The 23,562-nt window shown below is 64.3% G+C and carries 22 protein-coding genes; 3 read left to right on the top strand and 19 right to left on the bottom strand.

All coding sequences use genetic code 11. The annotated features are described in order from the left end of the window. Positions 1 to 164: 164 nt before the first annotated feature. From BVH01_RS02665 to BVH01_RS02625, 9 genes are all read right to left on the bottom strand, one after another. On the bottom strand, positions 165 to 899 hold the full coding sequence (locus BVH01_RS02665) for an oligogalacturonate-specific porin KdgM family protein (RefSeq protein WP_083659410.1): 735 nt from the start codon (positions 897 to 899) through the stop codon (positions 165 to 167). Positions 900 to 1,129: 230 nt separating this feature from the next. Beyond that, complete coding sequence (locus BVH01_RS02660) at positions 1,130 to 1,894, bottom strand: ABC transporter ATP-binding protein (RefSeq protein ID WP_075928837.1); 765 nt, start codon at positions 1,892 to 1,894, stop codon at positions 1,130 to 1,132. 10 nt (positions 1,895 to 1,904) lie between these two features. After that, positions 1,905 to 2,744: an ABC transporter ATP-binding protein gene (locus BVH01_RS02655; protein WP_075928836.1), complete on the bottom strand. Its 840-nt coding sequence runs from the start codon at positions 2,742 to 2,744 to the stop codon at positions 1,905 to 1,907. A 9-nt stretch (positions 2,745 to 2,753) separates the two neighbouring features. Further along, positions 2,754 to 3,668, bottom strand: coding sequence for an ABC transporter permease (locus tag BVH01_RS02650; RefSeq protein WP_075928835.1), 915 nt, complete (start codon positions 3,666 to 3,668; stop codon positions 2,754 to 2,756). A 57-nt stretch (positions 3,669 to 3,725) separates the two neighbouring features. Beyond that, positions 3,726 to 5,336: an ABC transporter substrate-binding protein gene (locus BVH01_RS02645; RefSeq protein ID WP_075928834.1), complete on the bottom strand. Its 1,611-nt coding sequence runs from the start codon at positions 5,334 to 5,336 to the stop codon at positions 3,726 to 3,728. 57 nt (positions 5,337 to 5,393) lie between these two features. Further along, entirely contained in the window at positions 5,394 to 6,431 is a 1,038-nt protein-coding gene (locus tag BVH01_RS02640; RefSeq protein WP_027903101.1) for an ABC transporter permease, read from the bottom strand. A 70-nt stretch (positions 6,432 to 6,501) separates the two neighbouring features. Next, complete coding sequence (locus BVH01_RS02635; protein WP_075928833.1) at positions 6,502 to 8,115, bottom strand: ABC transporter substrate-binding protein; 1,614 nt, start codon at positions 8,113 to 8,115, stop codon at positions 6,502 to 6,504. 67 nt (positions 8,116 to 8,182) lie between these two features. Next, entirely contained in the window at positions 8,183 to 9,337 is a 1,155-nt protein-coding gene (locus tag BVH01_RS02630) for a mandelate racemase family protein (RefSeq protein ID WP_075928832.1), read from the bottom strand. A gap of 431 nt (positions 9,338 to 9,768) precedes the next feature. Next, entirely contained in the window at positions 9,769 to 9,927 is a 159-nt protein-coding gene (locus BVH01_RS02625; protein WP_070884503.1) for a YqaE/Pmp3 family membrane protein, read from the bottom strand. Positions 9,928 to 10,129: 202 nt separating this feature from the next. On the opposite strand from BVH01_RS02625, the gene BVH01_RS02620 reads away from it, so the two are divergent. Beyond that, the gene (locus BVH01_RS02620) at positions 10,130 to 10,684 is read left to right on the top strand and encodes an NADPH-dependent FMN reductase (protein ID WP_075928831.1); all 555 of its coding nucleotides are present in this window, start codon (positions 10,130 to 10,132) and stop codon (positions 10,682 to 10,684) included. 276 nt (positions 10,685 to 10,960) lie between these two features. Here BVH01_RS02620 and BVH01_RS02615 read toward each other — a convergent pair whose 3' ends face one another. The 10 genes from BVH01_RS02615 to bioB all read right to left on the bottom strand — a co-directional run bounded on the left by BVH01_RS02615 (position 10,961) and on the right by bioB (position 21,924). Then, positions 10,961 to 12,736 (bottom strand): acyl-CoA dehydrogenase C-terminal domain-containing protein, encoded by a 1,776-nt coding sequence (locus BVH01_RS02615; RefSeq protein ID WP_075928830.1) that lies wholly within the window; start codon positions 12,734 to 12,736, stop codon positions 10,961 to 10,963. A gap of 94 nt (positions 12,737 to 12,830) precedes the next feature. Beyond that, the gene (locus tag BVH01_RS02610) at positions 12,831 to 14,123 is read right to left on the bottom strand and encodes a diguanylate cyclase (protein ID WP_075929130.1); all 1,293 of its coding nucleotides are present in this window, start codon (positions 14,121 to 14,123) and stop codon (positions 12,831 to 12,833) included. 141 nt (positions 14,124 to 14,264) lie between these two features. After that, the gene (locus BVH01_RS02605; protein ID WP_075928829.1) at positions 14,265 to 16,070 is read right to left on the bottom strand and encodes a phenylacyl-CoA dehydrogenase; all 1,806 of its coding nucleotides are present in this window, start codon (positions 16,068 to 16,070) and stop codon (positions 14,265 to 14,267) included. 154 nt (positions 16,071 to 16,224) lie between these two features. Beyond that, positions 16,225 to 16,980: a putative metalloprotease CJM1_0395 family protein gene (locus tag BVH01_RS02600; protein ID WP_075928828.1), complete on the bottom strand. Its 756-nt coding sequence runs from the start codon at positions 16,978 to 16,980 to the stop codon at positions 16,225 to 16,227. 98 nt (positions 16,981 to 17,078) lie between these two features. After that, positions 17,079 to 17,345: a hypothetical protein gene (locus BVH01_RS02595; protein ID WP_075928827.1), complete on the bottom strand. Its 267-nt coding sequence runs from the start codon at positions 17,343 to 17,345 to the stop codon at positions 17,079 to 17,081. Positions 17,346 to 17,436: 91 nt separating this feature from the next. Beyond that, a complete protein-coding gene (gene bioD, locus BVH01_RS02590; protein ID WP_075928826.1) occupies positions 17,437 to 18,120 on the bottom strand; it encodes a dethiobiotin synthase in 684 nt (227 codons plus the stop codon). Next, positions 18,117 to 18,908, bottom strand: coding sequence for a malonyl-ACP O-methyltransferase BioC (bioC, locus tag BVH01_RS02585; protein WP_075928825.1), 792 nt, complete (start codon positions 18,906 to 18,908; stop codon positions 18,117 to 18,119). The genes bioD and bioC overlap by 4 nt, the downstream gene beginning before the upstream one ends. Next, a complete protein-coding gene (locus BVH01_RS02580) occupies positions 18,905 to 19,612 on the bottom strand; it encodes an alpha/beta fold hydrolase (RefSeq protein WP_075928824.1) in 708 nt (235 codons plus the stop codon). The genes bioC and BVH01_RS02580 overlap by 4 nt, the downstream gene beginning before the upstream one ends. After that, positions 19,609 to 20,784 carry an 8-amino-7-oxononanoate synthase gene (gene bioF / locus BVH01_RS02575; protein WP_075928823.1) on the bottom strand — a complete coding sequence of 392 codons (1,176 nt, stop codon included), beginning with the start codon at positions 20,782 to 20,784 and terminating at the stop codon, positions 19,609 to 19,611. Before bioF ends, BVH01_RS02580 begins: the two co-directional genes overlap by 4 nt. A gap of 84 nt (positions 20,785 to 20,868) precedes the next feature. Next, positions 20,869 to 21,924: a biotin synthase BioB gene (gene bioB, locus BVH01_RS02570; RefSeq protein WP_075928822.1), complete on the bottom strand. Its 1,056-nt coding sequence runs from the start codon at positions 21,922 to 21,924 to the stop codon at positions 20,869 to 20,871. 84 nt (positions 21,925 to 22,008) lie between these two features. Between bioB and BVH01_RS02565 the strand changes: the two genes are divergently transcribed. Together BVH01_RS02565 and BVH01_RS02560 are read left to right on the top strand one after the other, a co-directional pair. Further along, positions 22,009 to 22,746 (top strand): ComF family protein, encoded by a 738-nt coding sequence (locus BVH01_RS02565; protein ID WP_075928821.1) that lies wholly within the window; start codon positions 22,009 to 22,011, stop codon positions 22,744 to 22,746. 56 nt (positions 22,747 to 22,802) lie between these two features. Continuing rightward, a partial coding sequence (locus BVH01_RS02560) for a TOBE domain-containing protein (RefSeq protein ID WP_139317764.1) occupies positions 22,803 to 23,562 on the top strand: 760 nt, incomplete at its 3' end.

The following is a 23,562-nucleotide window of genomic DNA, read 5'->3' as shown; positions in this document are numbered from 1 at the left end:
AAACGGGCCAAGTTCTTAGGGTGGTTCAGGGTGCGTAGCTGACGCTTCGTCTGCGCGCCCCTATCCATCCCGAGGCCCGCACCTACAGTGGATCGGCGAACAGCCGCTCCCGCCACTCAGCTGCCAAAATCGACGATCCCAAACTTGAACACTTCGAACAGGTTTTACATGAAGTTGTACTGCACCCCGATGCGCCAGCGCAGTTGACGGTCGTCATCGGTCGCACTGACCTTGATATCGCCAATCTCGAAGAACGGCGCCCAGGATTTGTCCCATTTGTACTTCACGACCAGATTCTGCTCGTAGTCGCTCTTCTTGTTGTCGTAGCGGATGTAGTCGGTCTTGAAGTGGATGTACTGGTACTCGTACGACAGCCTGCCCGCTGGCGTGTAGCCCAACCAGCCCTCGTAACGCTGGGTGTTGCGGTTGTCGGAGCCGCGGTCCGGCACCTCCTCGTCGATGCGGTCGCGGTTCAGTTTCAGGGCGTCGAAGCGGTAGCGGGCGGCGACGTAGAACTGGTCGCTCAGCCTGTGGGTATAGCGCACGCCGAACTTGTAGGTGGTGCCGTTCTCGTTGCTGTCCAGCTGAATGGCCGGCTGCCAGGTCGATACCGCATTGGGCTTGTACTGATAGCTGGTGGTCAGCTCGTGGCCGCTCGACACCGTGTTGTCGAAGGCGATGTCCTTGCGATCACCGGCGGTGCGGTACTTGAGCTCGCCCTCGAAGCCCCAGCCATTGTCCATGCGATAGGACAGCTTGACCCGGTCGGCGTGCATGCGGTCGTCGTCCAGATACTGGTGGCGGTAGTTGATCGAGGCGCTGTCGGCCCAGGCGCTACCGACGGCGGCGCTGGAAAGCAGGCAGGCGAGCAGACGCAGCGTGAGTGTTTTCTTGTTCATCGTGGTGACCTTCTTATTGTTTTCTATGGGTTGAATTTCGTGTTGCCTGGTTTCGGGCAAAGCGCCGCCCTGCAGCGCTGTGTCCGCATGTCTGGAATCACGGGGTGGGTAACGCGCAGGCGAGCCCGTGCCGCGGGCCTCGAGGCCCGTGTCGAAAAGTCAGCAGGGAGTTCGCGCTAACGCGTGGGTCGCCTCAGCCGCCGCTTGGCAGCCGAGGCGCCGTCAGGCCATCAGGGGGGTGCGACGGCACCGATGTCGCGGCTGGCATCGACCAGCAACTTGGTGTAGGCATGCGCGGCGCGGTTCTGCGCCAGCAGCGCGGTGTCGAGGGTTTCGACGATGCGCCCGTGCTGCATGACCGCCACGCGGTCACAGAGATGGGCGACCACGCCCAGGTCATGGGTGACCATCAGGTAGGTCAGGCCTTCCTGCTCGCGCAGGTCGGAGAGCAGGTTGAGAATCTCCGCCTGCACCGACACGTCCAGCGCCGAGGTCGGCTCGTCGAGCAGCAGCACGCGCGGCTCGAGAATCAAGGCGCGGGCGATGGCCACGCGCTGGCGCTGCCCACCGGACAACTGATGCGGGTAGCGATAGCGGAAGCTGTCATTCAGGCCGACCTTGTTGAGGATCGCGGTGACCCGATCGCCGCGGTTGCCGATGCCATGCACGGCGAGTGGTTCGCTGAGCGCCGAGTCGATGGTATGCCGCGGGTGCAGCGAGCCGTAGGGGTCCTGGAAGACCATCTGCACCTGACGGAAATGCGCCAGGTCGAGCTTGTGGCGCAAACCGCGCCCGGCGATGCTCAACTGCCCTTCCCAATGCCGGTACTGCCCGGCCAGGCAGCGCAGCACCGTGGTCTTGCCCGAGCCGGACTCGCCGACCAGGCCGAACGACTCGCCCTCCTCGACGCGCAGGGCAACGTCGTAGAGCACCTGACTGCGCGCCGCGCTGTCACCGAAACTGAGGCTGAGTGAATCCACTTCGATCATGGCCATGGGGGGTTCCTCAATGAGTCAGCCAGAGGGGATCGCGCTGCAGGTTGGGCAGACGCGGACGGGGGCGATCGATGCTCGGCAATGCGGCCAGCAGGCCCTGGGTGTAGGGATGCCTGGCGTTGTCCAGCTCGGCGGCGTCCAGTGCCTCGACCACACGGCCGGCGTACATCACCAGCACGCGGTCGCAGAAACTGCGCACCATGTTGAGGTCGTGGCTGATCAGGATCAGCCCCAGGTCGCGCTGGCTGACCAGCTCGTCGAGCACGCTGAGCACCTGGCGACGCACCGAGACGTCGAGTGCCGAGGTCGGCTCGTCGGCGACGATGATGTCGGGGTCGGTGATCACCATCATGGCGATCATGATGCGCTGCGCCATGCCGCCCGACACCTCATGCGGGTAGAGTCCGTACACCCGTTGCGGATCACGGATGTGCACCTTGTCGAGCATGTCCAGCACCCGCTCGCGGGCGTCGGCCTTGCTGGCGCGGTGGTGCGCCAGGTAGGCCTCGGCGATCTGCTCGCCGACGCGTACCACCGGGTTCAGCGAGTACTTGGGATCCTGCATGATCATCGAGATGCGCTTGCCACGAATCGCCTGCACCTGTTTCTCGCTGGCGGTCAGCAGGTCGACGTCGCCCAGGGTCATGGCCTTGGCGGTGATCCGCGCACTGGCCGGGTGCAGACGCAGCAGGCTGCGGCCCACGGTGGATTTGCCCGAGCCGGATTCGCCGACGATGGCCAGCTTCTCGCGGCCCAGGCTGAAGGAGACGTTGCGCACCGCATCGACCTCCTTGCGGCCACTGGTGAAGCGCACGCAGAGATCCTGCACGTCGAGTTTGATCGCAGACATGCTGCCTCCTTAATTGCTGCGCGGGTCGAGGACGTCGCGCAGACCGTCACCCAACAGGTTGAACGCCAGGCTGACCAGCATGATGGTTGCCCCCGGAACGGCTACCAGCCACCAACACTCGAGCATGTAACGACGCCCGGTGGAAATCATCGCGCCCCATTCCGGCAGCGGCGCCTGGGCGCCCAGGCCGAGAAAGCCCAGGGCAGCGGCGGTGAGAATGATGCTGGCCATGTTCATGGTCAGGCGGATGATCACTGACGACAGGCACATGGGCATGATGTGACGCAGGATGATGCGCGGCGACGAGGCGCCCTGCAGCTGCACGGCGACCACGAAGTCGGCGTTGCGTAGCGACAGGGTTTCCGCCCGGGCCAGACGGGCGATCGGTGGCCAGGAGGTCAGCGCGATGGCAATCACCGCGTGCTCCAGGCCTGGGCCCAGGGCGGCGATGAAGGCCAGCGCCAGCACCAGGCTGGGGAACGAAATGAAGATGTCGGTGATGCGCATGAAAAGCGCGTCGACGAAGCCGCCGAAGTAGCCGGAAACGGTGCCGATCAACAGGCCGATAGGACCAACGATGATGGTCACCAGGGCAATGATGTACAGGGTGATGCGCGAGCCGTAGACCAGCCGGCTGAATACGTCGCGGCCGAACTCGTCGGTGCCGAACCAGTGCGCCGCGCTCGGTGCCTGCAGGGCGTTGCCGAGGTTCTGCACGATGGGGTCGTGGGTGGCGATCAACGGCGCGAAGGCCGCCACCAGCACCAGCAGCGCCACCACGGCGGAGCCCATCAGCGTCATGGGGTTGCGCAGCAGATGCTGCATGACCCGCACGCTGCTCAGACGGAACGCCTGGAACGCGGAGACCGGCGCCTGGCCGTTCGCCCGTTTCAGGGATGAAGATGAAGAGATGTTGGCAATCATCGTATGCCTCCGTTACTCGATTCGCTCGGTACCGGGCGCAGTGCTGCGCCCGATCGCTCAACGCTGCTTGTACACACCCAGGTAACGCGTCGCCTCGGCATCGGCGCCCTGGAATCCCTTGACGTCGGCCGAGCTGACCACCGGATCGGTCATCTGCGAGATCATCATGATCGGCCCCGCCAGCTCGTCGTAACGCTGCTGCACGCGGTGGTACATGCTCAGCTTGGCGGCTTCGTCACGCTCCACCCCGAGCTTGTCGATCAGGCCGTTGAGTTCGGCGTCCTGGAAGGCCGCGCGCCAGCCCTGGAAGTTGGCGATGCCGGCATCATCGCGGTTGTCCGGGTTGTAGACGAAGGTGCGCAGGCTGAAATACGGATGCGGATAACGCTCGGCGCCGCGGGCCACGATGATCTCGAAGTTGCGCGCACGCATGGCGCCGTACACCTGGTTGCCGGTGCCGGTGATGATGCTCGCCTGGATGCCGGCCTGGGCCAGGGTCGACTGCAGGCTGGCGGCGATATTCACGAACGGCGGCTCGGCCAGGGTGCGGATGGTGGTCTTGAAGCCCTGCGGGTGGCCGGCCTCGGCCAGCAGTTTCTTGGCGGCCTCGACGTCCAGTGTGTAGCCAGGATCCGGCAGGCGCGCCTCCAAACCCAGCTGCATCGGCTGCTGGTTGAGCTTGCCGTAATAAGGCATCACCACCTTGTCCAGGCCCTGGTAGTCGATCAGCGAGCGCACGGCCTTGCGCACACGAATGTCATCGAACGGCGCCGACTTCATGCTCATCGCCACGTAATACATAGTGCCGCGCGGCAGGGTCTGGATCTGCATCTGGCCCTTGGCAGCCAGCGCCTGGACGTCGGAGGCGGCCATGCCGTAGCCCATGTCCAGGTCACCGCGCTCGAGCATCAGGCGCAGCGACTGCGACTCGGTGATATGACGGATCAGCACGCGTTTGAGCTTGCTGGCGCCGCCCCAGTAATCGGCGAATGCGGTCATCACCAGGGTGTCGTTGGCGCGCCAGGCGCTGAGGGTGAACGGGCCGCTGCCGGCTTCGTTGGTCACCAGCCAGGCGGCGCCGAGGTCGCCGTTCTTCTCGTGCTCGAGCACGGTCTTGCGATCCAGCACCACGGCGCTTGGCGAGGTGGCCAGGGTGTCGATCATCAGCAGCGGGTCGGTCGGCTGCGGCAGGTCGATGACCAGGGTCAATTCGTCGCTGGCGCGGATCAACTGCTGAATGTTGTCCAGCGTGTAGCCGTAGGCCTTCCAGGTGGTGGCCAGGCCGTAGTTGAGCTTGAGCACGCGATACAGCGACCAGGCCACGTCTTCGGCGGTGACCGGGTTGCCGGAATGGAAACGCGCGTCGCTGCGCAGGTGGAAGGTCAGTTGGCGACCGTCCTCGCTGACGTCCCAGCGCTCGGCCAGTTGCGGCACGTGCTCGTCGGGGCTGCCGTCCTTGCGCAGGATCAGCGTGTCGTACAGGTTGGCATTGATGCCCGAGGCATCCAGCCCCGGTGCGTTGGCCGGGTCGATGGAGAACAGGTTGGCCATGCTCATGCCGACGATCAGTTGATCACCTGGCGTCTTGGCCTGGGCGTTCAGCAGTGGAGCGGCGCACAGCAGCGCACCGAATACCGCGCTCAGCACGGTGGAGCGAAACGATTTCATGCGGATATCCCTATTTTGTAATTATTGAAGGGCTGCAATCGATTGGTGGGTATCAGGTCAGCGGGTGCGCGGATCGAACACCTTGTACAGGGCATCGCTGAGCAGGTTGAGGCCGACGAAGATGAAGCCGATCACCAGCACGCAGCCCATCACCGCATTCATGTCGCCGAGCAGCAGGCTGCTGGTCAGGTACTGGCCGAAGCCGGGCCAGGCGAACACCGTCTCGATCAGCACCGCGCCTTCGAGTAGCGAGCCGTAGGCAAGCGCCACCACGGTGAGCAACTGCACGAGAATGTTGCGGAAGGCATGGCCCCAGATCACCTTGCGCCGCGACAGGCCCTTGACCCGGGCGGTGAGGATGTATTCCTGGGAAAGCTGCTCGAGCATGAAGCTGCGCGTCATGCGGCTGATGTAGGCCACCGAGTTGAGGCCCAGGATCAGTGCCGGCAGGAGGATGTGCTTGAGCGCGCTGGAGAAGGCTTCCCAGTCGCCGGCGATGGCGCTGTCGATCAGCAGCATGCCGGTTACCGACGGCACCATGCCGTCGTACGCCAGGTCGATGCGCCCTGCCCCGCCGGCCCATCCGAGCCAGGCGTAGAACACCAGAAGGCCCATCATGCCCAGCCAGAAGATCGGCGTGGAGTAACCGAACAGGGTGACCACGCGGGCCAGGTGATCGCCGATGCGCCCCTGGTTGGCAGCGGCGAACACGCCCAGCGGTAGGCCGATCACCACGCCGAAGATGATCGCCAGGGTGGCCAGCTCGATGGTCGCCGGGAACACCCGGGCGATGTCCTCGATCACCGGATGGCCGGTGAGCAGCGCGTTGCCGAAATTGCCCTGGGCCAGGTCGCGCAGGTAATAGCCGAACTGCACCAGCAGTGGTCGGTCGAGGCCCATGGCCTGATAGACCTGGTCATAGGTGGAGCTATCGGCATCCGGGCCGACCACCGCCAGCACCGGGTCCAGAGGCATCACGCGGCCGATGAAGAAGGTCATGGCCAAGAGGCCCAGCAGGGTCATCAGCACCGCACCGAAACGGCGTGAGGTGCCGCCCATCCGCGTGCCGAAGAAAGACGCAGTCGAAGCAAACATGAAGAGCTCCCGATTGATCGCAGCGAATTCGTGTCCGTGTCGCATCGGGCGGCCTGAGCCGCCCGGCGGCTCAACGATCCTTGTGCACATCCTTGTAGCGCGTGGTCGCCGCGCTGTGACCGACGTAGCCGACCACATCGTGGTAGATCACCACCGTGTCGGTCATCTGCGAGATCGGCATGATGGCGCCAACCTGCTCGTCGTAGAGATTCTGAAACTGGTGATACAGCTCCAGTTGCTTCTGCTTGTCCGGTTCCACTTCGGCCTGCTCGATCAGCGCGTTGAGCTCCGGGCTGTGGAACGAGGTACGCCAGCCCTGGAAGTTGCTCAGTTTGGCTTCGTCGCGATTATCCGGGTTGTACACCAGGGTGCGTAGACTGGAGTGCGGGTGCCGCTCGGCACCGCCGCCGCCGCGGCCGACGATGATGTCGAAGGTGCGCTCGCGCATGGAGCCGTACACCTGGGTGCCGGTACCGGTGACGATGCGTGCCTTGATGCCGGCCTGGGCCAGGGTCGACTGCAGGCTGGAGGCGATATTGATGAACGGGGGTTCGGCGAGCACACGAATGGTGGTCTGGAAACCATCCGGGTAGCCGGCCTCGGCGAGCAACTTCTTGGCTTCCTCGACGTTCAGGCGATAGCCCGGATCATCCAGGCGCGCCGGCAGGCCGAGCGGCATCGGGCGCTGGTTGAGGGTGCCGTAGTGCGGCATCACCACATCGTTGATGCCCTGGTAGTCGATCAGCGAGCGAACCGCCTTGCGCACGCGGGCGTCGGCGAACATCGGCTGCTTGGTGCTCAGCGCCACGTAGTAAAGGGTGCCGCGCTGCACGGTCTGGGTCTTGACCTTGTCCGAGCTGCTCAGTGCGGTGATGTCCGGTGCCGACATGCCACGGGCGATGTCCAGGTCACCCCGCTCGACCATCAGGCGCAGCGACTGCGACTCGGTCATGTTGCGCATCACCACGCGCTTGAGCTTGGCCGGGCCACCCCAGTAATCCTCGAAACGGGTCATCAGAATCACGTCGTTGGCGCGCCAGGCGTTGAGCACGAACGGCCCGCTGCCCGCTGCGTTGGTGGTCAGCCAGGCGCCGCCCATGTCGCCATTCTTGTCGTGCTTGAGCACCTCTTTCTTGTCGAGGATGAAGGCACTGGGCGAGGTGGCCAGGGTATTGAGCACCAGCATCGGGTCGGTCGGGCGAGCCAGCTCGATCACCACGGTGTGGTCGTCGGTCGCACGGATCTGCTGTTCGACGTTATCGGCGGTGAAGCCGTAGGCCTTCCAGGTCGAGGCCAGCGCCAGGTTGAGCTTGAGCACGCGCTGCAGCGACCAGATCACGTCCTGGGCGGTCAGCTCGTTACCGGAGTGGAACTTGACGCCGCTGCGCAAGTGGAAGGTCAGCGTCTTGTGGTCGTCGCTGATTTCCCAGCGCTCGGCCAGGGCCGGCACCAGGGTGTCCGGCGCGGAAGCGTCCTGCACCAGCAGCATGTCGTACAGGTTGGCGTTGACCTCGGACACGTCCAGGCCAGTGGCGGCGGCCGGATCGAGGGACAACAGGTTGATCATGCTCATGCCGACGATGAGCTGGTCGGCAGGCGTCTTGGCCTGCACCGCGGTGGCGGTGCCCAGTGCCAGGGTGGCGGCCAGCAGGCCCGCCAGCAGATGCGGAAGTGGTTTGATCATGAGACGGCCTTCTTATATTTATTCGACTCAGAAACGGCGCAGCCGCGCACGGCTGCGCAGAGGTGCATCAATAGCGATTGACGGTGTTGGTCTCGATGTAAGCGAAGTTGATGTCCTCGCCGAGGCCCGGGCGATCCGGCAGGTGCACGTAGCCGTCGCGGTCCATCGGGTCGACGATACTGTTCAGGTAGGCCGGCACGTCGTCATATTCGAGGAACGGGTGCAGCAGGCCGCGCTCGTACCAGTCGCAGTTCTTGATCGCACCGACCACCGCCAGGTTGGCGGCACCGTTACCGTGGATCTCGCAGTGCATGCCGTAGGCTTCGGCCAGGTGCGCGACCTTCAGGCACGGCGCAATACCGCCGACCCCGGCCACACCGGCGCGCAGAATGTCACAGGCGCCCTGCCCGACCCAGCTGGCACGGCTCATGTACTTGCCGCCGAGGGATTCCGGGCCCAGTACCGGGATGTCCAGGTTGGCCGCCAGCCACGCATAGGACTCGGCGGACTCCTCCATCATCGGCTCTTCGAACCAGGCGAAGTCGAGCTTCTCCAGCTCACGGCCGATATACAGCGCGTCGGTACGGCTGTACCAGTGGTAGCCGTCGAGCATCAGCGCGATATCCGGGCCGACCGCCTCGCGCACCGCGGCGCAGGCGCGCACGTCCATCTTAGGGTCTGGCGCGAAGGAGATCGGCGGCATCCAGGTGTGCAGCTTGATCGCCTTGTAGCCACGGGCAACCAGTTGCTCGGCGAAGCGGCCGTACTCCTCTGGGGTCGACAGGCCGCCCGGCAGGTCGTCACCACACATGGTCGACCCATAGGCCAGCACCTTGTCGCGATAGCCGCCGATGAGCTTGTGCACCGGCTGCTTGAACTTGCGACCGGCCCAGTCCCACAGCGCCTGCTCGACCAGCGCCAGAGCGCGGTCGGTCAACTGACTGGCACTGCCGCGCTGCCAATGGGCCAGGTCCTGCCAGATCTTCTCGCGGTCCAGGGCGTTCTGGCCGATCAGCACCTTGCGCACGAAGCTGTCGATGATGTGTGGGCGGATCAGTTCGGGCGCCCCGAAGGCATAGCCTTCAGTACCGTCCTCAGTGGCGACGCGCAGCATGGCCATCTTGGCCAGCGACTCTTCGCCCGGATGGGCGTGGCCGGCCGCATCGACGCTGCGGCGGGTGGGGTAGGTGAAAACCTCGACATTGACCTGAGTGATCTTCATTGAACGCGCCTTGGATCTTGTGATTATTTGAGTGGCCCGATGTATGTTGTCATACAGCGAATGAGCAGATAATTGCCGTTATCCCGAACGCTGTCAAGAAGCTGTAAAGAAGAAAAATGGGGTTTACCTGCCCATCAAATGGCCATCACAACCACTCTGAAAAGCGTCTAAACAAAACTAAAAAACAAATAAAAACAGCCATTTAAGCAAACTATACCCGTACACTCGAAGCCACACATGAAATGTGGAAAAGCTGAAGAAAAACAGTCCAAGGCGTGAATCTTCCATCTGCATACGGCGATGCGGAAGTCTCACCACGCACGCCAAAAAGGAACAACTCAGGAAGGTTGTCATACAGCAACAGCACGGCAGATATTTTCTGCAGGCAATAAAAAACCGCGCAGTGCGCGGTTCTTGTAAACGCCTGAACGTCAGCGCTTGGCGATGATGTACACGGCATGAATGATGCCCGGAAAGTAACCAAGCAACGTCAGCAGGATGTTCAGCCAGAAGGCGCCAGCGAAGCCGACCTGCAGGAAAACCCCCAACGGCGGGAGAAGAATGGCGATCAGAATGCGGATCAGATCCATGATGGTAGTCCTATTAGTGGGCCCAACCGGGCGTTACCCCACAATCGACTGGTGCTGGCAACATCCGGTTCCAGAAAAATCGCATGCTCACCGCCGCCACATCGCCTGCCAGACAGGCTCATGAGCTTTCCTAACGTCGAACGGAGTCTATAGTGTGCTAGCCCTGTCTATAACAGCTCCAACCCTTTCCAGGAGAGTTTCCATGAGCAAAACGTACAACGTGGCCGTACTGGTCGGCAGCTTGCGCAAGGCGTCGATCAACCGCAAGCTGGCTCTGGCACTTGCCGACCTCGCGCCGCAGCACCTGAAACTGTCGATCGTCGAAATCGGCGACCTGCCGCTGTACAACGAGGACATCGACGTCGATCCGGCACCGGCCGCTTACACCACCTTTCGCAACGCGCTCAAAGCCGCTGACGCCGCGCTGTTCGTGACCCCCGAATACAATCGCTCGATTCCCGCACCAATGAAGAACGCCGTGGATGTCGCCTCGCGGCCTTATGGGCAGAGTGCCCTGAGCGGCAAGCCGGCCGGTGTGGTCAGCGCCTCGCCAGGCGCCATCGGTGGCTTCGGCGCCAATCACCAGCTGCGCCAGGCCCTGGTGTTTCTTGACATGCCGGTACTGCAACAGCCCGAGGCCTACCTGGGCGGCGCCGGTAACTTCTTCGATGAAAGTGGCAAGCTGAACGACAGCATCAAGCCCTTTCTGCAGAAGTACATCGACACCTTCGCCGCGTGGGTGGAAAAGACCGCCTGACGCCAATACCGCAAGAGCCCATCCGGGCTCTTGCCGCAGCGACTCACGGAAATTTTCGTCGCGCAAAAAGAAAACCCCGCCGAGGCGGGGTTTTACAGACTTGAACCTGACATCCTTGATCAGCGCGCCATCCTGGCAGCGTCCCACGTATCCCTGTCTGTTCAGTGCGCTTCCTGCGCTAAGTCCTTGAAGTGAAGATTACGCCTGGCGCGCGAAGGCCAATAGTGGCCAAAGGCAGAACTGCGTGTAAGCATTCGCCTACACGCGGCCCGCACCTCAGAATTGCTCGGCCGACAGCAGATAAAGGCTGTCGCTACCTGCGCTCACCGAAGCGTTCAGCGAGTGGATGCGCGGCAGCAAGCGCGCGAAGTAGAACCGTGCGGTGCCCAGCTTGCTGGCATAGAAATCATCCTGCCCTTCCTTGCCCTGCGCCACCTTGGCCATCTTCGCCCACATGTAGGCGTAAGCGGTGTAACCGAACAGATGCAGGTACTCCACTGAAGCGGCACCGATCTCATTGGGATTGACCCGCGCCCGCTCGAGCAATGCCTGGGTCTGCATCTCCAGAATGTCCACGGCCTCCAGCAGCGGCGCCTTGAACTCCTCGGCCAGCGCCTCGTCGCTGGCGAAGGCCCGCACCTCTTCGGTGAAGTGCCGGCAGAACGCGCCGCCACTGCCGACGATCTTGCGGCCGACCAGATCCAGCGCCTGAATGCCGTTGGTGCCTTCGTAGATCTGCGTGATGCGGCAGTCGCGAACCAGCTGCTCCTGGCCCCATTCGCGCACGTAACCGTGACCACCGAACACCTGCTGGCCGTGGATGGTGGTCTCCAACCCCAGGTCGGTAAGGAAGGCCTTGGCCACGGGGGTCAGCAGCGCCACCAGCTCTTCGGCGCGCTTGCGGGTGGCTTCGTCTTCGCTGTACTTGGCGGTGTCGAGCTGCAGGGCCACGTAGCTGGAGAAAGCGCGGCCGCCCTCGTTGAACGCCTTCATGGTCAGCAGCATGCGGCGCACGTCCGGGTGCACGATGATCGGATCGGCCGCCTTGTCCTTGGCCACCGCACCGGTCGGCGCGCGGCTCTGGATACGCTCACGAGCGTACTCGATGGCACTCTGGTAGGAGCGCTCGCCGGTAGAAAGCCCCTGGATGCCGACGCCCAGGCGCTCGTAGTTCATCATGGTGAACATCGCTGCCAGGCCGCGATTCGGCGCATCGATGATATAGCCGGTGGCGCCATCGAAGTTCATCACGCAGGTGCTCGAGGCCTTGATGCCCATCTTGTGTTCGATCGAGCCGCAGGAAACCGCGTTGCGCTCGCCCAGCGAACCGTCGGCATTGACCATGAACTTGGGCACCAGAAACAGCGAAATGCCCTTGGGCCCGGCTGGTGCATCCGGCAGTTTGGCCAGCACCAGGTGGATGATGTTCTCGGTCAGGTCGTGCTCACCACCGGTGATGAAGATCTTGGTGCCGCTGACCTTGTAGCTGCCGTCGGCCTGGGGTTCGGCCTTGGTGCGGATGATGCCCAGGTCGGTGCCGGCATGGGGTTCGGTCAGGCACATCGAGCCGGCCCAGACGCCGGCATACATGTTCGGCAGGTAGGACTGCTTGAGTTCTTCGCTGGCATGGGCGTTGATAGACAGGCAGGCACCGGCGGTGAGCATCGGGTAGAGACCGAAGGACAGGCTGGACGAATTGACCATTTCCTCGACCTGGGCGGAAATCACCTTGGGCATCCCCATGCCGCCGAACTGCGGGTCACCACCCACGCCAACCCAGCCGCCCTCGGCGTAGGCCTGGTAGGCCTCGAGGAAGCCAGCCGGCGTGCGCACTTCATGATTGGCCCAGGTGCAGCCCTCTTCGTCGCTGCCGCGGTTCAAAGGGGCGATCATGCCAGCGGTGATCTTGCCCGCCTCCTCGAGGATCGCATTGGCGGTTTCCTCGTCGACGACCTCGGCCAGGGCGGGCAGCTGCGCCCAGAGTCTGGAAACCTGGAAAACCTCGTTGAGCACGAAGCGCATGTCACGCAGGGGGGCTTTGTAGTCGGCCATGGGAAGTCCTCGGTAGCACGGTCAGAAGCCGAGTCTAGCCCAACAACTTTTCAGACACATAGGGTCGTGTCGTGACCGACCAACCACTGATCGGTCAGCTGGCGTCAGCCTTCAGTTTCACCGCCCCACGACGGCGCTGCGCCTGGCTGCTCACGCAGTTGCGCCCGGCGCTCTTGGCGCCATAAAGCGCTTTGTCCGCGGCCTTGAGCACCGCCTCCACGCTGCGGTGCTCAAGGCCGGGCTGGGCCACGCCGATGCTCACCGTCACCGACACCTGGGACGCTCCCGAGCCGGCCCTGCGCTGGCGTCCGATCTTGTCGTCAGCCGGACGTTGCTGACGATCGCGTAACTGGATCTGGTAGCGCTCGACCGCCTGGCGTACAGCCTCCAGGTGCGGCAGGCACTGCTCGATTTCCTTGCCGGGAAACACCAGGGTGAATTCCTCACCACCGTAGCGGTACACCTTGCCGCCGCCGCCCACCTTGCGCAGCTGGCTGGCCACCACGCGCAGCACCTGGTCGCCAACGTCATGACCGTGGGTGTCATTGAATTTCTTGAAGTGATCGACGTCGGCCATGGCGATCACGTAATTGCGCCCCAGGCGCTGCAGGCGCTCGTTCAGAGCGCGGCGCCCGGGCAACCCGGTCAGCTCGTCGCGAAACGCCATCTGGTAAGCCTCATGGGCTACGCCGACGACGATCATCAGCATTACCACGCTGGACATCACCTGCAGCGCGTGGGGCTGGATGAAGGTGTTGGGCAGCATCCAGAAGAGCGCCAGCGCACCCATCAGCTGTACGGCATGCACGGGACGGGGCGTGCGCAGGTACTGGACCAGCAACGCGATGATCACCAGCAGGAACACCGGGTACGCCAGTTGCACCAGGCTCATCCACTCGGCATGCAGCGACGGCCAGCGAATCACCGACAGCCATTGTTCCAATCCGTGTGGATAACGCCGCGCGAGCGCTGCGGCTACCCCGCCGACGGCCAGCAGCACGGCGCCCCGGGCGACCAGATCCTGGATCAGGTGGGTGCGCTCGCGCCACAACGCAAACAAGCCGTAGAGTGCGGGCAGCAACAGGCTGCTGAGGTGAAAGACCAGCGCCGCGTCGTCGCGCACCCGGCCGAACTCACGGTAGTAATCGGCCTGTTCGTCGAGCAGAAAGTAACCCAGGTAGAGCACCAGCAACATGAACAGCTCGCGCTGGCGGCCGTAGACCATGCAGAAGGTGCCGCCGAGCAACAGCAGCGAGGTAGGCAGCACGTTGAACAGCGAGGTGAAGAAGTCGGTCAGGGTCGGCAATGTCGCGGCCAGCAGGCCACCGCCAAGCAGCAGCAATGCCGGCAGAAAATGCCCCAGGCGCAACGCGACGAGACGCGGCAAGACCAGCTCCGCCATGACCAGAAAGAGACTGGCATTTTGCCTGTAATTGGCCGCCGACGCACGCCGCGCCTGCCGGGAGCGTGCGCTGGCCCCATAAAAAACCGCGGCACTGGGCCGCGGTTCGGTTTACCACTCGCGCGATCAGTAGCTGAGGGCGAAATCCTCTTCGCTCATGTCCATCAGGCTGCTGGCGCCAGCCAGCATGGCCGCTACGTGAGTGCGGGTGCGCGGCAGGATGCGCGCGTAGTAGAACTGCGCAGTCTGCAGTTTGGCCTTGTAGAACGCCTGGTCACCTTCACCGGAAGCGATCTTCTCGGCCGCCACGCGCGCCATGTCGGCCCAGAAGTAGGCCAGGCAGACGTAACCGGAATACATCAGGTAGTCGACCGAAGCAGCACCGACTTCCTCACGATCCTTCATGGCGGCCATACCGATCTTCATGGTGACCTCGCCCCATTCCTTGTTGAGCTTGGCCAGCGGCTCGACGAACGCCTTGAGCGCCTCAACGCCCTCGTTGGCCTGGCAGAACTTGTGGACGATCTTGGTGAAGCCCTTGAGCGCTTCGCCCTGGGTCATCAGCACCTTGCGGCCCAACAGGTCGAGAGCCTGAACACCGGTGGTGCCTTCGTACATCATCGAGATACGGCAATCGCGCAGGTTCTGCTCCATGCCCCACTCGCTGATGAAACCGTGGCCGCCATAGACCTGCATACCATGGGACGCGGATTCGAAACCCACCTCGGTCATGAACGCCTTGGCGATCGGGGTCAGGAAAGCCATCAGGCCATCCGCGGTTTTCTTCTGCTCTTCATCCTGGCTGTGCTTGAGGATGTCCACCTGCTTGGCGGTGAAGTAGACCATCGCCCGGTTACCTTCGGCGAACGCCTTCATGGTCAGCAGCATGCGGCGCACGTCTGGGTGCACGATGATCGGATCGGCGGCTTTTTCCGGGGCTTTCGGGCCGGTCAGCGAACGCATCTGCAGGCGCTCACGGGCGTACTTGATGGCGCCCTGGAACCCCAGCTCGGCATGGGCCAGGCCCTGTAGCGCGGTACCCAGACGTGCGGTGTTCATGAAGGTGAACATGCAGTTCAGGCCCTTGTTCGGCGGGCCGATCAGAAAGCCCGTGGCCGAATCGAAGTTCATCACGCAGGTGGCGTTACCATGGATACCCATCTTGTGCTCGATGGAGCCGCAGGTTACGCCATTGCGCTCGCCCACGCCGCCTTCAGCGTTGGGCAGGAACTTGGGCACGATGAACAGGGAGATCCCCTTGGTGCCGGCCGGCGCATCGGGCAGGCGAGCCAGGACGATATGGACGATGTTGTCGGCCATGTCGTGTTCACCCGCGGAGATGAAGATCTTGGTGCCTGAAATGCTGTAGGAACCATCGGCCTTGGGCTCGGCCTTGGTACGCAGCATGCCCAGGTCGGTGCCGCAATGCGGCTCGGTCAGGCACATGGTGCCGGTCCACTCGCCGGATACCAGCTTGGTCAGGTAGGTGTGCTGCTGCTCTTCGGTGCCGTGGGCGGAAATGGTGTTCATCGCACCGTGGGACAGGCCCGGGTACATGCCCCACGACCAGTTGGCAGTGCCGACCATTTCGCTGACCGCCAGGCCCAGGGATTCCGGCAGGCCCTGACCACCATGTTCGACGTCATGGGCGAGGCTCGGCCAGCCGCCTTCGACGAACTGCTTGTAGGCTTCCTTGAAGCCGGTCGGCGTCTTCACGCCGGATTCGCTCCAGGTGCAGCCTTCGGTGTCGCCCACGCGGTTCAGGGGAGAGAGCACCTGCTCGCAGAACTTGGCGCCTTCTTCGAGGATCGCGTCGACCATGTCTGGCGTGGCGTCCTGGCAGCCGGGCAGGCTCTGGTAATGCGCGTCATAGCCGAGCAGCTCGTCACGTACGAAACGGATATCGCGCAAGGGGGCCTTGTATTCAGGCATAGCGGGTACCTCTGCGGGTGGTCTCTTTTGTTTGGGATGACCGGTGGGCGGTCGTGTGCAGGATGGCCGTGGGAAAGATTGCCTGGCAATCTCTCAAACGCATGTTTGAAACATACGTTTACGCCCAATTGCTGTCAAGGCCACTCATGCGCGCTCAGGCGCGAAGATCGAGCAACCCGGAAGGCCTCTGCTCATCCGCGGATGCGGCATAAAGACTGATGCCGGCAGGCACTGGCCGGCTCGAGGCGTCATCGGACGTGACCGACGGGTCGTCGCTTTTTTCTGCGTCTTCGTCGGCAGGGGCTTTTTCGGCCTCACCTTCGCCACGCTGCATCGCCGCCAACTCGGCACGCGCCACCGCCATTTGCGCCTGGGCCTGGCTGGCGACGCTGCGATCCTGCGCGGACGGTTCGGCAGGCGCCAGCGCCGCGCGGATGACGATTTCCATCTTGGTCAGGGTGGCCTGCGGGTCGTTGGCGACTGCGCCGACATCGATGCTCACCTCGCCACCGGAGGCATAGCGCTTGCCGTCCGGCCCCTGGGTGTAGGTATAAGTGGGCGAACCGGCATGCACGCCACCAACGGCGGCATGGGCCTGCTCATGGGCGCGCACTTCTCGGTCACGATTGGCCAGCTCGCTGATCACCAGTTGCAGCTTCTGCTCTTCCTGGGCAGTTCGTGGCTCACCTGGTTGGCCGGTGGCGGCGGCATCTGCCGAAGAGTCCTGCGGCTTGTCCTGCTCTTCTTGCGAGGTCGGCGCTTTGGAGGAATCGGTTTCAGCACCGGCGGCTACGGGTGCGAACGAAGCACGGGCCAGATCGGGCGAACTGGCGGACTCGATGGGGCGGGGAACAGTTGCCGAAACCGGCGAGGCGAATGAATAGGCAGAGGAAAAACCGGCAATTTGCATGTCGTAGTCCCTCCTGGAGTCGAGCGCCCCGGCCGGGCACCTCTAAAAACTGCCTGCGTTGTCAGCGTTTTTAGAGGTACCCGAAAAAGCGCTGCGATTTAGGCGGTGACGTCGATCAAGGTGCCCAGCACCTTGTCCGCTGTCTGCACGACGCGAGCGCCAGCCCGGGCCTCGTACTGACCGACACGCATCTCGACCATGTTCTCGGCGATGTCGGCACGGGCCGCGGACGGCTCGTTGGCCTGGGCACGTTCGGCAGTCACCGGGGCGCTGGCGATCTCACCGGCGGCCTGGTCGACCCGGCGCTGGCCGGACTGAATGGTATTGATGCCAGCATTGAATGCGCTGGTGGAAGAGATCTGCATGGGACGTCTCCTGCTGCAGGAACTTTATAGCGTGCATTTAAGCAGAAGCCGCTCAAAAGCTGTACAGCCAAAATGCTGCAAGAGCCGGCGTTCATAGCATCAAACGCGATAAATCGAGATGTCGTGCCACCTGCTCCGCTGACGCCGACGACAGGTACGGTACCTGACCGATGCAAGGAGCCGGCAGCCGCTCGGCGAGCGTATCGAGGTTGTCCTGCAAGCGTGCGACCTGCGGGTCCACCACGTTGGCCACCCAGCCAGCCAGCGGCAGACCATCGCCGATGATCGCTTCGGCGCTCAGCACCGCGTGATTGATGCAGCCCAGCCGCACGCCGACCACCAGAATCACCGGGGCATTCAACGCCAGCGCCAGGTCGGCCAGAGTGGCCATGCCGCCCAGTGGCACGCGCCAGCCACCGGCGCCCTCGACCAGGGTGAAGTCCGCGCCCTTGTCCAGGATCGACCGCACCGCTCGATGCAACGCCGGTACTTCGAGCGCCACGCCTTCGTCACGTGCAGCTAGGTGCGGCGCGATGGCCGGCGCGAACGCCAGCGGATTCACCTCGTCATAGCGCAGCGGCAGCGTGCATTGCGCAAGCAGCGCCAATGCGTCGTCGTTGCGCAGCCCCTCGGCGGTGAGCTGGCAGCCGGAAGCAACCGGCTTGGCCGCCGCGGTCGACCGCCCATTGCGCCGTGCGGCGTGCAGCAGCCCGGCAGCGATGGTGGTCTTGCCGATTTCGGTATCGGTACCGGTAACGAAATAGGCAGCGTTCATGATCGGGGCTCCTTCTGCAATACGCCGTAGATGACTTGGTAGGTGCACGGCAGGCCCTCGGGCTGGCGCCGCCGTTCGTAAGCATCGGCCAACGCACGCAGCCGTGCGCGACCGGTCAGCCCAGTTGGTCGACCGTCATTGAGATTGTGGGCACCGAGCGCCTTGAGGCCGTGGGTGAGGCTACGCAGATCGGCGTAGTGCAAACGATGGGCACGCACCAGCAGGCGATCCACCTGAAAGCCGCTGGCCGCACACAGCGCCTGGTAATCCTCGGCAGTACGAAAGCGGTTGACGTGCACGAAGCCGTCCACCGCCTGCCAGCTGTCGCGCAGCTCCTGCAAGGTGCCCACGCACAGGCTGCTGAACGCCAGTACACCGCCCGGCCGCAACACGCGATGGGCCTCGCCGAGCACCGCGGCGAAGTCCGCGCACCATTGCAGCGCCAGGCTGGAGAAGATCAGGTCGCAACTGGCATCGCGCAGCGGCAGCTGCTCGGCGTCACCGGCCACGAAAGCCTGGGCGCCGCCCGCCTGCCGGGCGTGCTGCAGCATGCCCTCGGCGATATCCACGGCAATGCCTTCGCTGCGCGGATACCAATCCGTCAGCGCGCGGCTGAAAAAACCGGTGCCGCAGCCCACATCCAGCCAGCGCTCTGGCTGCACGGACAGCGGCAGATACCACAGCAGTTGCCGCCCAACGTCACGCTGCAGTTGCGCCACGCTGTCGTAACTGCCGGCGGCCCGGGAAAAGGACGCCGCGACCCGGCGTTTATCCGGCCGCGCGCTCACCTTCGCGTCTCCATGAAGCGCCCAACCATGGCGGCCACTTCATGGGCCTGCTCCAGCACGAAGGCGTGGCTGGCCCCCGTCAAAACCTGCACCTCGGCGGCCGGCTGCAACGCCTGAATGGCAGCCGCAGTGGCCTGCGGCACCAGCGCATCGGCGTGTGCCAGCACATGCAACTGCGGCCCGGCGAACTGCTGCAGCGCAGCCCGGGTATCGAGCGTGGCGAGCAGATCCAGCCCGGCGAGCGAGTCGACGCCAGTAGCCTGCGCCAGTATATGGCGGGATAGCCCTCGGGCATCGCTGGCACCCTGACTGCAAAGCATGGCGAAACGCTTGAGCGTCGCCGTGCTGTTCTGCGCGTAGGCGTTACGAAAGGCCGTAAAGGTCGCCGCCGGCATCGCCATCGGCCAGGCTTCATCGGCGACGAACCGTGCATTGCTGGCCAGCGTCACCAGGCCTGCGCAATCCGCGCCGCGGCGTGCCGCTAGCAGGGTGGCGAGCATGCCACCCAGAGACCAGCCGCCCAGCCAGACGCCACGGGGAATGCGCGTGTCCAGCACATCCAAGCAGCGTTCGATATCGGCGTGTTCGAATGCCGGCAAGGCTTCGATGCGCACTTGAAAATGCTCGTCCAGCGCCTCGGCCAGTGGCACGAGCGGCGCGCTGCCCAGCCCCCAGCCGGGCAGCAGAATCATTGACGCCGTCATGACGCGGATTCCCCTGGCAGTTGCGCCGCGCACTGGGCCAGAGCATCGAGCAGTCGATCCACCTGATCAAGCTCATGGGCCGCGGACAGGGTCACCCGCAGGCGCGCGCTGCCCGCCGGAACGGTAGGGGGGCGAATCGCGGTGACCAGAATGCCGCGCTCGCGCAAGGCCTGGGACAAGGCCATGGCACGGCCGCTATCGCCAATCAGGATCGGCTGGATGGCAGTGTCGCTCTCCATCAGCGTAAGCCCGAGCGTGGCGGCGCCTTGGCGAAAGCGCGCGATCAGCGCCGCCAGATGCTCACGGCGCCAGTGTTCGCTGCGCAAGAGCTCCAGGCTCTTGAGGGTGGCGCAGGCCAGCGCCGGCGGCTGGCTGGTGGTGTAGATGTACGGCCGGGCGAATTGCACCAGGGTGTCGATCAGTTCATCGCTGCCCGCCACGAAGGCGCCAGCGGTGCCGAATGCCTTGCCAAGGGTGCCGACCAGCACCGGCACCTCATCGATGCCCAATCCGAAGTGCTCGACCACGCCGCCGCCAGTGGCGCCCAAAGTGCCGAAGCCGTGGGCATCATCGACCATCACCCAGGCGTCGTGGCGCCGCGCCTCGGCGCACAGCGCCGGCAGGTCGGCCACGTCGCCATCCATGCTGAACACGCCGTCGCAGACCACCAGGGTATTGCCCTCGGCCTTGGCCAGGCGGCTGGCGAGGCTCTGCGCATCGTTGTGCAGGTAGCGTGAAAAACGTGCGCCGCTGAGCAGGCCGGCGTCCAGTAGCGAGGCATGGTTGAGGCGATCCTCGAGCACCGAATCGCCCTTGCCCACCAGCGCCGTGACCGCGCCCAGATTGGCCATGTAACCCGTTGAAAACAGCAATGCGCGCGGCCGCCCGGTGAAATCGGCCAGGGCTTCTTCCAGTTCATGGTGCGGCGTGCTATGGCCGATCACCAGGTGCGAAGCGCCGCCGCCGACGCCCCAGCGCTGGGCGCCCGCACGCCAGGCTTCGATCACCTGGGGGTGGTTGGCCAGGCCCAGGTAATCGTTGGAACAGAAGGCCAGCAATCGGCGGCCATCCACCTCTACCAGGGGCCCCTGGGGGCTGCCCAGCAGGGGGCGCTGGCGATACAGATCGGCAGCGCGGCGCTCGGCCAGGCGAGCGGCAAGATCGAAACTCATGGGTTCACCGTAAAGCGCAGAGCGTCCAGCGCTCACCGGCGACCATCACGGCGCACCGGCAAAGAGCAGGCGCTCTGCAAAGGATCAGACGGCGGCGTCGTAGAACAGCCGCGAGTCACGCTGCTCGACCAGCGCCTGCTCGATGGCGGCCTGGTGCACTTCGTCGGCGTGCTCCTCACGCGCCTCGGGCTGGATGCCGAGCCGGGCGAACAGCTGCATGTCCTTGTCGGCCTGGGGGTTGGCGGTGGTCAGCAGTTTTTCGCCGTAGAAGATCGAGTTGGCGCCGGCGAAGAAGGCCAGGGCCTGCATCTGCTCGTTCATTGCCTCGCGGCCGGCGGACAGACGCACGTGGGACTTGGGCATCATGATGCGCGCCACGGCCAGCATGCGGATGAAGTCGAATGGGTCGACGTCTTCCTCGTTGGCCAGCGGTGTGCCCTCGACCTTGACCAGCATGTTGATCGGCACCGACTCCGGGTGTTCGGGCAGGTTGGCGAGCTGAATCAGCAGGCCGGCGCGGTCGTCCAGCGACTCGCCCATGCCGAGAATGCCGCCCGAGCAGATCTTCATGCCCGCGTCACGTACGTAGGCCAGGGTCTGCAGGCGCTCGCTGTAGGTGCGGGTGGTAATGATGCTGCCGTAGAACTCCGGCGAGGTATCGAGGTTGTGGTTGTAGTAATCCAGGCCCGCCTCGGCCAGGGCGGCGGTCTGCTCCCTGTCGAGCTTGCCCAGGGTCATGCAGGTTTCGAGACCCAGAGCCTTTACGCCTTCGACCATCTTCAACACGTAAGGCATGTCCTTGGCAGACGGATGCTTCCAGGCAGCGCCCATGCAGAAGCGAGTCGAACCGATGGCCTTGGCCTCGGCCGCCGCTTCCAGGACTTTCTGCACCTCCATCAGCTTCTGCTTGTCCAGGCCGGTGTTGTAGTGGCCGGACTGCGGGCAGTACTTGCAGTCTTCCGGGCAGGCGCCGGTCTTGATCGACAGCAGCGTCGAGATCTGCACGCGGTTGGCGTCGAAGTGTGCGCGGTGCACGGTCTGGGCTTGAAACAGCAGGTCATTGAACGGTTGTTCAAACAGCGCCCGAACTTCGTTCAGACTCCAATCGTGACGCGTGGGGGAGGCGGTACTGGCGCTCATGGGGGCAAGTCCTTATCAACAGACGGCCTGCTTCAGTCGGAGGCGGGCTCTTTCACGGATGTGCGAAATAGTTAAGGAAGCCTCATGCGCTGTCAACAATCGCTATTCACACAGGCTTACAGTTGGTTAAAAATAAAACAGACCTGCCTGCTCTGTGACGAGCGGATCGATACGCGCCTACCACTCTGCGCGGACTGCGATGCCGAGTTGCCGTGGCTTGGCCCGCATTGCCAGGTCTGCGCCCTGCCGCTGGCGGTGGATGGCCTGACCTGCGGCAGCTGCCTGAAACGGCCGCCCTCCTTCAGCCGCGTCGAGGCGCCCTGGCGCTATGCTTTCCCGGTGGACGCGCAGATCAATCGTTTCAAGCACCAGGCCCACTGGCCCATGGGTCGCCTGCTCGGCGACCTGCTCGCGCGCCACCTGAGCCACGCCTTCAATGAGGGGCTGCCGCGCCCCGATCTATTGCTTGCCGTTCCGCTATCGCCGAAACGCCAGCGGCAGCGCGGCTTCAACCAGGCGCAGATGCTCGCCGAGGTGATTGGCAGCGCACTGCAGATCGCCCAGCGCAGCGACTGGCTGCAACGCACCGCTGACGCGCCTGCCCAACAGAAGCTCGACGCCGCCGCCCGCCGCCGCAACCTGCGCGGCGCTTTCTCGCTGCGCCCCGCCGCGCAGCCACGCGGCCTGCACCTGGGGTTGGTCGACGACGTGCTGACCACCGGCGCCACGGCCCAGCAGCTGGCGCGCCTGCTGATGCGCGCGGGGGCGTCGCGGGTGGATGTCTATTGCCTGGCGCGCACGCCGGCACCCGGCGATCATTGACGCCCCCGAACGCGTCGCGCACAGTGGCCGACCCTCTCCCCACCGCTGCCCAGCCCATGTCCAGCCTGTCCCTGCTCGCCCAGCACGTCACCCGTCGTCCGCAGCGCATCGCCCTGCTCGAACAGATCGCCGAACAGGGCTCGATCACCCGCGCCGCCAAGGCCGCCGGCATGAGTTACAAGGCCGCCTGGGACGCCATCGACGAGCTGAACAACCTGGCCGACCAGCCTCTGGTGACTCGCAGCGTGGGCGGCAAAGGAGGCGGTGGCGCGCGCCTGACACCAAGCGGAGAACGCTTGCTGCACCTGCATCAGCGCTTGCTGGCGATTCAGGCCGAGGTGCTGCAGGCCGCCGACGATGACGCCGACCTGCAGATGCTGGGCCGCCTGATGCTTCGCACCAGCGCGCGCAACCAGCTCAGCGGCCGGGTGCGGGCGATTCACCCGCGCGGCGGCAACGACATGATCGATATCGAGCTGCCCGGCGAAGTGCCGATCCAGGCGCAGATCACCCGCAGCAGCACCGCGCACCTGCAGTTGCAGCCGGGCGCGCCGCTGCTGGTGCTGATCAAGGCCGGCTGGCTGCAGCTCAGCGCCGTCGGCGCAGCCGTCGATCCCGCGCTCAACGCACTGCTCGGGCACATCGAACACATCCAGACCGAGGCCGACGGCCCATGCGAAGTGCGCATCGGCCTGCCCAACGGCCAGACGCTGTGCGCCCAGGTGCCTGCCGAACAGCTCAGCGACCTGGGCCTGGTGGTTGGCAGCCCGGTACGCGCGCAATTCGCTGCCGCCCAGGTGCTGCTGGGTACCCAGG

This window comes from Pseudomonas sp. PA1(2017) (assembly GCF_001945375.1).
Lineage (GTDB): Bacteria > Pseudomonadota > Gammaproteobacteria > Pseudomonadales > Pseudomonadaceae > Aquipseudomonas.
This window is presented reverse-complemented; position numbering and strand designations above follow the sequence as displayed.